Origin of the sequence: Escherichia sp. MOD1-EC5990, from assembly GCF_002965285.1 — a bacterium.
Taxonomy (GTDB): Bacteria; Pseudomonadota; Gammaproteobacteria; order Enterobacterales; family Enterobacteriaceae; genus Escherichia; species Escherichia coli_F.
In genome coordinates this window covers 1-11,283 of the sequence record NZ_PTRV01000042.1, presented here as the reverse complement: position 1 = coordinate 11,283, position 11,283 = coordinate 1, and the positions used below count along the sequence as shown (strand labels likewise).

Sequence of the window (11,283 nt, the reverse complement as noted above, 5' to 3'; positions counted from 1 at the left end):
TCCCACTACTTATTTGGTGGACACCACTTTGTCTAATTCGTCAGATTCTGACCAGACGGTTCAGGCTGTACGCTTACACTCAATTTAACTTAAACCACATATGAAAGTGAACGAACTATCTGCATTAACCAGGATGTGTTGATGTGGGTGAATAGCTGTCAAATTATTTTTGAACGCCGACTGCAAAAGTGCGATGTGTTAATGAATAGCGCAATCCCGGCAAGCCGGAGTCGTTTTTTTTAATTTACTGCTATTGTGTAACATAGAGGAAAAATATCACATCAACAATATAAGACTTATATAGTTAAGTTTATTTTTAACCTTCGTTTTCTCCGGCGCCTTGTTTATATTCGAGAGATTCATCCCGAATCACTCCCTGTTACTGTAAATAATTTATTCCTGAAAACCTTCTATACATTACGGATATTTTTATCCATAAGCATACCAATAATAAGAGCACAAACCTAAGCATAATCATTTTGTAATTCCCATTCTCAACAACGTGGCATCAGCAGCCCTGGCTACCTCGCTGACATCCAGCTTTTCAGGTAACACCAGTTGTGGGATCTGCATCAAACAATATTCTCTCCTTTGCCGAAGCCACTCCCGTTGTGCTTCTGTATACTCTACATCTCCCATAACAGTTAACCAACGGGTAGCAGCTCTTCGCCAGAATCCTGCTTCCTCCAGTTTCTGTGCAACAGGATCCTGTACCTGCACAGGATAATGAATGTGAAGACTCAAAATAAAACCTGTAAATTCAAAATAAAATTCAACAATAATAGTCACCGAACAGTCCATGCCTGACTGAAGTCCTCCTCCTGAAATAACTCAGTAAGACCACTGATTTGTTTCAGTCTCAGGACTTCATCCTGGTCCATGCCCAGCTCTGTTCCGATACGTTCATCTGACCAGCCAAGTCGCGATAAATCCCTGACAATATCAGACATTGACGTTATCTGATGTTTTCCTCTTGCCCGGTTATGTCTGATGGTGGCGGCAATACGTGCTGCAGCACCTTTCCGCTCCTGCCTGATACAGGTCACCGGCAACCACTCCTTTAACCGTGAATCCGCATTCCTCCCGCGTCCCAGTAACTGACGGTGATAACCGTCCACCACCAGGTAATGCTCCTTTTCCTCTGACACCACCACTGGCTGGGTGAAACCATCCTTTTCCAGCGACTGTTTCAGCAGTTTCTTCTCCGAGGGGGCCATGACGTTCGGATTATAATCATTCGCAATAACATCATCAGCCCTGACCCAGAGCACACAGTCAACAGGCTCATCTACAAAAGGACTGAACCGGTGAAGTACCTTTCGCAGATGATTCAGAACATTAATTTTCTCTTCATCCGTACCACATGAACAGAGATTCCGGATGAGTATGTCAGAAACCTGCTCCAGCGTTACAGTATTCCCCACTCTTTCCTCCTTTCTTTCATTCGCTGCAGATAACGTTCATAGTGTCGTGGCTTATTCGGGCTGAAAGATAACGTACGGCACCAGAAGTCATTTTTAATCAGCGTTTTACAGATTCTGCGCCAGGAGGGGATATCACGACCTCCCATGTCATTTTCCTGCTCATCCGGAATATCGTCAGGATAACCATGCGTCTGATACCAGCGTAAATAAACCGCTATCTTGTTCCGGTAATGCTCTGCCGTTTTCTCCGGCATGGCATCAAGAAGAAACATCGCATAACTGCGCCAGGTATGATGTTCCGGCTTCGATATACGCTTACGCAGGGCAAAATAAGCACCACTTTCATTGGCATAAAGCGCCCCACTGGCAGCACCGGAAACCCGGGCACACATTCTGGCCCAGGTGTCAGGCTCAAGAATGTGATAAAGCCAGAGCCCTCTGCGCTGTTCCGGACCGAAAGGTTCACAGACCCGCATATTTCGTAACGGTACTCCGGCCCGGTACATAAGGTCGTACAACGGATTATAAGCCGCCCGGGTTCTGGCGTTGTATATCCAGATATCCCGGGCTTTCCAGTCATACAACGGATACATCGTATAGTAAAACCCGTCGGGCGATGCCGTGGTCCAGGGTTTATCATCGGCATAACGGAGTTTGCTCTGTGATGTGAGTGCCATAAAACGGTTAAGGGACTCATCTGCACGAACGCCGGTCAGTATGGCCGCACCACATCTATCCGCCACAAACCAGGATGAAAAGGCCGGGACAAACTCCTCAAATGTCATGGCGTAACGGTAAAAAGGAAAATATTCAGTATCCGTAATGGCATCTTCCGGTGGCCTGCGTACCCATTCCACACCGGTCTCCCAGCACACCCATTCCGGCTGATACTGGGAAACACCGTTTACGGTGGTCAGAGGCAGCGCAACCCAGTAAAAGGTATCCACCACATCCCGGTACAGCTCCCGCATATTCAGTACATGCTGAATGGTGCACTGATACTGAGCCTCCCAGTCAATGAACAGTACCGAGAAACGACGTTTTTTCTTGCGGGCAATGTCAGCAGTGAGATGAAAAAGAACGGTGGAATCTTTTCCACCTGAGAAGGAAAGGCAAACTGAAGAAAACGCTGAAAATACCCATTCAATACGCTGTATGGCCGCTGAAAGAACATTTTCTTCCGCTATGACTTTTTGTATACATCTCATACATAGCCCTGATAAAGCATTCTGATTTCACTTTCTGTCAAATACGAGGCAACCAGTCCGTAATCAACCACACAACAAACCAGAGTCCCATCATCAGAATCAAATATTCCATGATGACTGAAATACTTATTTTCATATCATTACCGCACCCTGATAATATTCAGTACAGAATTATCCCATTACTGATACTCAATACTCACTGGCAGGGACACATTCCAGCGTTCTGTTTTATCTCCCCGCAGATGTAATTCACCACTGTCCGCAACAACCCGGGCACCATAAACACCTTCAATCTGACGAAGAGACGTATCGCTGAAATGGCTTACACCTGTCTCTGAACTTACTGATATTTCCGACAACCAGTCTGGCCCTTCACCACTGAACATCGGCTGGAGTAATCCCGGAATCTGCCCTGAGTTCATAATATGAGACTTATCAGGCAGGCCGTTCCCCTCCACATCATCATATATACTGGTATAAGTAACCTGACCGTTACTTACATGCCGCATAAGCCCTGCCGCCTGCATACGAAACGTAAAATGACCAACCCGACGATTACCTTCCCCCGTAACAGGCAATGTAACATCTGCAACTCCTGGTGTGGCCCACACCAGAGAAAAATCCTCAATACCTTTTCCGAATATAATTCGGGGAGCCAACCCCTCACGTCCGGCAGGTGTGGTAAGAACTGTTTTTCCCAGTACAAGATTCATGGCAGGCAAAGAAACAGGAACCACCGTATCTCTACTACGTGAAACCGGAGACTGTCTGACATTCAGGTTTGACTTTCCCTCTCCTGTCTTCCACACCCAAGGATTACGGGTACTGGTTACCGGGCCGCCCAGTTTAAGTTCTCCACTGAAATCCTGTCCGGGTGTATTCCAGGCCAGAACACTGAATGGAAAAAAACACATCATCAGAAATAACAAAAATGAATTCTTCACATTTTTCTCCTCTGTCGTCTTCCTGCCATTCATTGCACAGTAACCGTAACATTCAGTTTTGCCTGCCACTGAGCAGGAGTGTCTTTTGCCGGAAGGTGTAATTCAAAATCCGACACTGACGATGCATAGGCGGCAGCAATATTTGTAACTCTGCCATCCGCAAGAATCCCCTGACTGATAACCTGCCCGTTATCCACTGCGCTCATTCCACCACCAAATTTCTGATTCATCAGCAACAATGAAGATAAACGGTTCTTCAGTTCCTGGGGTAAACTACCGGACTGAACATTCGTCACACTCTGTCCACTGACCAGTGACATCCCCGCAGGTACCGATACGCCATCCTCCTGGACACCAGTACTGACAGCCATCCCCTGATCAAGGGTAAAATAAAGTTGCCCTGTCACCTGACCATTTTCAGGATCACTTACCGGGACAGAAGCCTGAAAATGCTGTGCCGTGGTACTGTTTCCGTCTGTTACCGTAAAAGGCTGACCATTACTGCTGAACGTGATAAACGGTGTAAAACCTGGACCTCCGCGCTCAGCCACTTCGAACAGATGCCCCTCAAGAAACGGTAATGAACCTTTATCATGCAAATCAAAAACAAGTTGTCCATTTTCTGTCCGGGCATCAGCGGTGTCCACGGACCAGGATTGTTCGGATGAACCAATCTGCCATGTCCATTTAGGAGCCTCATCAGTAACAAAACCATGAAACTGAATTTCACCACCATCAAGGTAATCGGCATATGAGTTCAACGAACAAAAGAAAACGGATAAAAAAAATAAAAACAGATGGCAACAACGAAACAAGTTCATGTTATTTACACCTTATCCTGTTTTATCTATATGCCAAACAAAAACCGACACACCGAGAAATATAAATAACACTCTCACTCAAATAATGAGAGTGTTATTATTAACGATTTACTTATTCAAGCATTACATATCAATTATATTGAACAGTCACTTTAAGCGGCACTGACCAATTAGTAGTCTTTGTAAGAGCGTCCGTAAAGGTCAAATCAACTGTACTGGTAGTAGACAAACCGAACCCCATGCAGGTCGCAGATTTTCTCATACCTTCAATCTTAAACTTATCAGCAGCACTAGCTGGGGTCAAGGATTGGATCCATTGATGATCAGCCCAGTTAGAATACGAAGCATCCAGTTTACCTTTAGCATCATCCATCAAATCAGACATACCCAGTTGACTCAGAAATCCTTCAGTGACATCAACAGAGCTTGCCTGGCGATTACCACCAACAAGTCCAGCATATAATGAAAGAGGATCGTTATAGTTGTCTGATACTACAAGTTTGATGCCAGTGTCACCTGATTCTGGATCGCCGTACATCATACCGCCTACCATAGCCTTATCAAACTTTGCCGTACCAGCAATTTGTCCATCGACATAAACAGGAGCGCTAAAAGATAATGTACCATCTTGATTCCAAGTTTTAACAATAGCAACATCATCACCGCCAGTAAAAACAATACTTGGCATAACCCCTTTAGAATACTCGGCGACAGTATAAGCCCCCTTAGTTTTAATTTCTAACACTGGAATACTTTCTGGGACTTGTAAAGATATCTCCTTATTATCTGTCATATCACTTGCCACACTTGAAAAACCAGAAAAACCAGTACCTGTAGCGACCATCCACACTGGCGAATTAACTACAGTAATTGTACCATTAATTGAAACCGTTCCCCCTTGGGTATTTTCCTCCCAATTCCCCAGAGCTGCCGTTGCAGAGCATGACACAACTGCAGACGCAGCTACCGCAAGTGCAATCAAAGTCTTTTTCATAAGCTTAATTCCTTCCAGTTAATATATTTTATATAGCTGGTAATCCCATCACAGAATTACCGCAAACCCATCCCTGTACAACATATATAAATGTTGCCACATGTATGAATAGTGCAAAAACAGAATGGGTTTACGTTATTCCCGTAAAAGACAACTCTTTACCGTGAAATTATTCAGCGGACTTCAGTGAGTTTATAAAACACAGAATGCAAATACTGATTTTTAATTAACGCCCTCCACCTGTAATGCAATCTGAATATTTCCGCGATAATTCACGGGAATTTCCAGGTCAGCCGGCACATCTGAACGTAACTCAACCTGTTTTTGTGCGTCCGGTACCGTTATCAGAACATCCTCGCCCTGCTGACTGGCATTCAGTACAGCCTTTTGCCCATCCACCACCAGGGACGTTTTCAGGGTGATTCTGGCTTCCTGGTTATCCGGTAATACCTGCTTTACTGTGATATAAGCCATACCACCGGATGCCGGACGGACTTCTGCATCACGAATCCGTAACTGTACCGGTAATGTGCCATCATCACTCCGGTACAACACCGGGTCAGTAGGGGTGCGGGTGACTTTCACCACGCTGTTCCCCACCACCTGACCATTCACTACCCCCAGATATTGTGTTTTCTCAGTGTATTCATTTGCCTGAACACACTGAAAACCGAATGCAGTAAACAGCAGGCCAGCTATCATCATTTTCTTTTTCATTTAACTCCCCTTCTGTTCTGTACTCCGGTACGGCGGGATTGATTACGCCGCACTTTTCTGAGGTTGGGCATTTTCATCAACGTTCGTCCCTGCCGTGGATTTCTTCTGATTAATCGTCCAGGTTTTCAGGTCACCATAATCATCCAGGGATTCCACTTTCACCACATTTCCCTTCACCTGTACTTCATCACCCGGCATGAACATCAGCAGTTTCTGGGTCGTTTCACTGTCGGTAGTAATTTTCTTACCGTTTGCATCCAGTAATCCGCCAATGGCATAGATGTACGGCGTGGTGTTTACCAGCATGGTACGACCATCAGGACGGCTTTGCAGACTGATACCTTCTTCTGCGCCCTTACGACCTTCCAGTAGTGCCTTCGGACGATAGAACAGTTTCAGTTTTGTACGCAAAGCAATTGCAAGACCACTCCCCTCAAGGGCTGGCGGAATATCCTGCAGGTTCAGCCAGTACACCGATTCCTTGTCCTTCGGCAGATGGTCTGAGGCCATGATGATACGCAGCGTCTGCTGACCATTCGGTTTCACCTTAAAGAAAGACGGCGTCACCACAAAAGTCGGGCGGGTGTCTTTCTCAACAATATTGTCAACCCACGCCTGCCCCCCAAATGTATGGGTCTTGTCATTATTGGTAACCGTGATGGTCAGCGCATCTTTGTCCCCGCGAAAAACATAACGGGTCTGGTCTGCTGCCAGGGAGGCCATCGCACTCTGACTGGCCATCATCAGTGCCAGGGTCATCCCCAGCACTTTTGTCACTCTGTTAGTGAAAAACTTCGTTACTGCACTACGCTTATTCACACGTAATCTCCTGTAGTTTCTCTGTATCCTGCAGTTTTGTTGCAGGTATCCGGCACTGCCCCAGAGTGATATCCCCCGGCGCATCCACCGCGTTAATCATCAGCACACCATTGTTAGCCACAAAGCCCAGTGGTGTTTTTTTACTGTCCCTGGCCCAGGTTCCGCCCGGCACAAACTCACCATTACGTTGCTTAACCTGCAACAGGTAGCGGTGTACTTTCAGTGCATCAAACGGCATCCACACAACAGCCTTATCCGTCGGAACAACTTTCTGGCTTGTATTGCCCAGCTCCGTATCCAGCGGCAATGTCCCTGCATCCACCGTCACCGTATTCCAGTCATAACTGTTCAACGGCACGACCAGGTTGCCGTCCTTATCCGTTTCCCCGTTACCGGAAGTCACCTTCACACCTGGCGTGTTTTTCACATTCACCACAGCCACCGTGTCAGCACTTGTCCGGCTGAACATGATGTCCCGCGCTGCCGGCACTGCCAGTACCGAACCACTGGCTGACACTGAACCACTGGTTCCGCCGGACTGCGAATAATTCAGCGCACCACTCAGATATGCCCGGTCACCACTGTACGACGCGTTGAAATAACCGCTGGCACCACCATCACCATCACGACCACCACCAAGACCATAACTGAAGCGGTCATTCAGTGAACCGGATACCCCCGTGCTGAAACCGACGCCGCCACTCTTACTGGTACTCACCGATGTACTGCTGCTGTACCGGCGGTCAAACAATGTGAACGGAACCGAAACCGAAGCGGATGCCGACCAGTTATCATTTCCCTGTGAGTTACGGGAACCGGATACACCAAAGTTCAGACTGACACCTTTAATCTGCGTACTCAGCGTTCCCGTCAGCCCCGTGTCTTTACCGTCACTGTACAAAGAGGAATACCCCGTACCGGATATGGGGTAATAACTCCGCTGCCAGCCGGATACTGACAGATTAAACAGTCCGCCCACCGGCTGACTGATACCCATATTCCATTCATCCTTTGTATGGCGACCATGGTTTTCCTCACTCCACAGTTTTGACGGGTCAAAAGAGGACATGTCTTCATATTCCTCACTCTGGTGCGCCCAGCTCACCCGTAAACCTGTGTTTGTTATCTCCAGTTGTTTACTCCAGGCCACCTGTACTTTGTTACCCGCATGGTTACCATCACGATACTTCGCTGTGGCATAAGCGCCATCAACCGATACCGCACCAAGGTAACTCAGTCCGGCAACCACGCCGGCACTCCCCCCCAGCCAGTCGTGGTTAAACACGCCCCCGGCCCGCAGGGTCAGATTATCCAGACCATAACCGTATGATGCAGCAAACACACCACCTTTCAGGTGACTGTCATCATCCGGTAATCCTGCAGCGATATTAAATTCATGCTGTCCCGGATTCAGTTGTCCGTTGACCACGGATAACGGAAATACCTGTGTCTGCTCCCGCCCGTCTTCACCTGTAATTTTCATTGTCACATCACCACTGGTGTACAGCTGCACATCAGTGATGGAAAACGGCCCCGCCGGAACCATTTCAGAATGCAATATCCGTCCGTTCTGAATAAGCGTTACCCTGGACGGCCCATTCGCTATGCCACTGAACACCGGGCTGTATCCCAGGTTGCCGGGCTTCATACTGTTATTCCGGCTCAGGGATATTCCGTATGTCCCCGTACTGCCCAGCAGACTGTCACCCGTTGATGTCTTCCCCACCGCCAGGTCCGCACTCAGCGAACGAATCGCCCGGGTGGCAGTAAACATATTTATCGATGCATTATTATCACCACTGTCACCCGTACTTGCGGTGGCGGAAGAACTGACAACCCAGTGACCAATATTGGCTTTCAGGTCAGCAGAACCAAATGCTGACGTGTTGTGTCGCCCCATATTCGCGTTGGCACTGTAGTTGACACGAAACGCACTGGTTCCGTAATCCCAGTCAACGTTCTCCGGCACCTTAACCAGCCCCTTCTGAGGGATGGTCAGCACCAGACTCTGTGTGGAAACATCAAAATCCACTTTTACAGCCTGCGCTTTTGACAGCGCATAACATTTCCGGGTGGCGTCATACCCTTCACGAAAATAATCCGTACTGATATAAACACCCGCCTTCGTCAGCCACTCCTCTGTCAGGCAGAGTTCATTACTGTCCTCCGGCGTTACATCAAGAATATGCTTGCCCAGGATTTTCCCGTTCAGGGATAACTCAACAAGATAACGCCCCGGTGCATAATTACTATTTAAGGCAGCCCACACATCCGGATTTGTACCAGCTCCACCCTGAATAAAGGACATATCCAGTTTTTCACCTGCATATGACGCTCCGCTTTCAAGAGCAGCCATAACAGCCATTACCAGCAGAGTGCGACGAAAAGGTCGATGGTTAAAAAAAACTGCTATTCTCTTCACCACAACATTCTCACTGATACGTCACAACAAAAGACAAAGCCCCTGTATATTCACCCGCTTTAACATCTGCAGGCATTACAGGCTGTGCACGAAAACGGAATTGCCCCTTTGTGGCAAAATTAACGGGGTAATTCACTGTGTGGTTGGCCTGCGTTATGCGTTCCCGATAATCAGCCTGAGCGTCCACCGCACGAACATCCACACGGATACCGTCTCCAGCACCACGGGTAATCACTCCTGCGGCATCCAGTTGCCCCGGGTTACCAAAATCCAGGGTGGCGACCTGTCCGGCCTGAAAAGCAGAACAGCCCTGAACCGTGGCTCCGTTTTCGTACAGACGAACAGTAAATTCCTGTGACTGTACGGGCATTCCGGATGATTTCCTGAATGTGTCGAATGTAAGTTGCCCCTGCCCGGTTCCATTACCATCAATAACGACATGACAAGCCGAAGCGACGACATCAGCACTGAATATTGTGCGCTGAACAGAACTGGCAAATACCGGAATACTCAACACAAGACCAAATAACGCCCCAGAAAGATTAAACACTAATTTATTCCGCACTCCTCACCTCACTCCACAGATATGCTCAGCAAATAAAATGCCCCCCCCTACAACATTCCTCGAAATTTGTTGAAGCGAATTCTAAATAAACACAACGGTATGTATTAGCTAAACGTGCACACAACAAAAACAAGTGCACTTTTTGCTAAAATTATCCTATTCATTAACAGTAATATTGTGTTTGCGATATACTTCTTTAATGGAACAACATTGATTATTCAAATATGAGAATTGAACATGATCCTAAAAAAAATGACAATTAATGCTATTTTAGATTACATTGAAGATAATATTGAAATTAGCCCGATAGATATCAACAGTCTGGTTGAATACTCAGGGTATAGCCGTAGATATCTACAACTGCTTTTTTTTGATTATATCGGGATGCCGGTTGGAAAATATATACAACGTCGAAGGGTCAGCCGTGCGGCGGTCTTGTTACGCTTAACAAACTTACCATTAGTCACAATATCAGAAAAGCTCTGTTATGATTCGCAACAGACATTCACTCGCGAATTCAAGAAGCATACCGGTAACACCCCACTCCAATATCGGAAAGATAAAATATGGACATTTAAAAACCAGACGGGTCACCGACATCTGGATACTTTGTTTCCAGTTCCGGAACTCCGGCGCTTGGAAAACAAGGATTTCTTTGGTACTCCTGTTTGCTTTAAAGAAAAAATCCCGTATACCGCTGAAAATTCTCAGCAAAAGTGGAATATGGTTAAATCATTATTTTCACGCAGTGACGAACCGTTGTTTGTTTCAAACGCCATTAGCAAGGAAAATAAACTTAATGACAATTTTATTATAAACTCAATATTCTGGGCAAAAAAAGAACACTCAAGTATTGAGGGGAAGATTGATGAAGGGTTATTTGCGTATTTCACCTATCATGGCAGTATAAAAGATTATGTTTTTCACATAAATAACATATACATGAATGTATTGCCTTATTATGGCTTACAAAAAAGAAACTCATATGATTTGGAGATAATAACAAGAAATACAGACGGAAGTTTCTATTTTGAATACTACTTGCCTGTAAACGATGACAACATTTCTATATGTCCGGACATCCATGATATTACGTATCCATTACAAAAAGGAAAAAAGACAGTATCATCAGAAATGATGAACGTTGAACAATCCTATGAGAAATAATACCATTTACTCCTGATATGAATGGTAAAAAGATTATCCAAAAAACGATAAGGGGCTTTTCACTGACATCCTTCCGGCCCCTCTCAGAAATGACTATTTTCCTTGTCTTCCCGGGTAATGACTCCAACTTATTGATAGTGTTTTATGTTCAGATAATGCCCGATGACTTTGTCATGCAGCTCCACCGATTTTGAGAACGACA

The 11,283-nt window shown here is 46.1% G+C and carries 12 protein-coding genes; 1 reads left to right on the top strand and 11 read right to left on the bottom strand.

Annotation, left to right across the window (positions count from 1 at the left end):
* Positions 1-474 precede the first annotated feature (474 nt).
* The 10 genes from BEB42_RS25355 to BEB42_RS25310 all read right to left on the bottom strand — a co-directional run bounded on the left by BEB42_RS25355 (position 475) and on the right by BEB42_RS25310 (position 9,866).
* Complete coding sequence (locus tag BEB42_RS25355; protein WP_032321883.1) at positions 475-732, bottom strand: PerC family transcriptional regulator; 258 nt, start codon at positions 730-732, stop codon at positions 475-477.
* 53 nt (positions 733-785) lie between these two features.
* On the bottom strand, positions 786-1,424 hold the full coding sequence (locus BEB42_RS25350) for a ParB N-terminal domain-containing protein (protein ID WP_000528642.1): 639 nt from the start codon (positions 1,422-1,424) through the stop codon (positions 786-788).
* Positions 1,409-2,632 (bottom strand): phosphoadenosine phosphosulfate reductase, encoded by a 1,224-nt coding sequence (locus BEB42_RS25345; protein ID WP_001203370.1) that lies wholly within the window; start codon positions 2,630-2,632, stop codon positions 1,409-1,411. The genes BEB42_RS25350 and BEB42_RS25345 overlap by 16 nt, the downstream gene beginning before the upstream one ends.
* Before the next feature lie 179 nt (positions 2,633-2,811).
* Positions 2,812-3,576 (bottom strand): hypothetical protein, encoded by a 765-nt coding sequence (locus BEB42_RS25340; RefSeq protein WP_001352820.1) that lies wholly within the window; start codon positions 3,574-3,576, stop codon positions 2,812-2,814.
* Positions 3,577-3,605: 29 nt separating this feature from the next.
* Entirely contained in the window at positions 3,606-4,397 is a 792-nt protein-coding gene (gene faeH, locus BEB42_RS25335) for a F4 (K88) fimbria minor subunit FaeH (protein ID WP_149014805.1), read from the bottom strand.
* Positions 4,398-4,527: 130 nt separating this feature from the next.
* On the bottom strand, positions 4,528-5,391 hold the full coding sequence (locus BEB42_RS25330) for a hypothetical protein (RefSeq protein WP_048227849.1): 864 nt from the start codon (positions 5,389-5,391) through the stop codon (positions 4,528-4,530).
* Between the two features lie 222 nt (positions 5,392-5,613).
* Entirely contained in the window at positions 5,614-6,108 is a 495-nt protein-coding gene (locus BEB42_RS25325; protein WP_048227848.1) for a DUF5462 family protein, read from the bottom strand.
* Between the two features lie 42 nt (positions 6,109-6,150).
* A complete protein-coding gene (gene faeE / locus BEB42_RS25320; protein ID WP_048227847.1) occupies positions 6,151-6,927 on the bottom strand; it encodes a F4 (K88) fimbrial chaperone FaeE in 777 nt (258 codons plus the stop codon).
* Positions 6,920-9,292: a F4 (K88) fimbrial usher FaeD gene (gene faeD / locus BEB42_RS25315; RefSeq protein WP_048227846.1), complete on the bottom strand. Its 2,373-nt coding sequence runs from the start codon at positions 9,290-9,292 to the stop codon at positions 6,920-6,922. The genes faeE and faeD overlap by 8 nt, the downstream gene beginning before the upstream one ends.
* Positions 9,293-9,359: 67 nt before the next feature.
* Positions 9,360-9,866 carry a fimbrial protein gene (locus BEB42_RS25310; RefSeq protein ID WP_061316188.1) on the bottom strand — a complete coding sequence of 169 codons (507 nt, stop codon included), beginning with the start codon at positions 9,864-9,866 and terminating at the stop codon, positions 9,360-9,362.
* Between the two features lie 288 nt (positions 9,867-10,154).
* Between BEB42_RS25310 and BEB42_RS25305 the strand changes: the two genes are divergently transcribed.
* Complete coding sequence (locus tag BEB42_RS25305; protein ID WP_077777229.1) at positions 10,155-11,081, top strand: helix-turn-helix domain-containing protein; 927 nt, start codon at positions 10,155-10,157, stop codon at positions 11,079-11,081.
* A gap of 128 nt (positions 11,082-11,209) precedes the next feature.
* On the opposite strand, the gene BEB42_RS25300 is transcribed toward BEB42_RS25305, so the two are convergent.
* Positions 11,210-11,283: IS1 family transposase (locus BEB42_RS25300; RefSeq protein ID WP_004200914.1), on the bottom strand; the 74-nt coding region annotated here is incomplete at its 5' end.

Coding starts and splice junctions, on each gene's coding strand:
- BEB42_RS25330 (WP_048227849.1), bottom strand. CDS start 5,391: ATGAAAAAGACTTTGATTGCACTTGCGGTAGCTGCGTCTGCAGTTGTG.
- BEB42_RS25345 (WP_001203370.1), bottom strand. CDS start 2,632: ATGAGATGTATACAAAAAGTCATAGCGGAAGAAAATGTTCTTTCAGCG.
- faeH (WP_149014805.1), bottom strand. CDS start 4,397: ATGAACTTGTTTCGTTGTTGCCATCTGTTTTTATTTTTTTTATCCGTT.
- BEB42_RS25325 (WP_048227848.1), bottom strand. CDS start 6,108: ATGAAAAAGAAAATGATGATAGCTGGCCTGCTGTTTACTGCATTCGGT.
- faeD (WP_048227846.1), bottom strand. CDS start 9,292: ATGGCTGTTATGGCTGCTCTTGAAAGCGGAGCGTCATATGCAGGTGAA.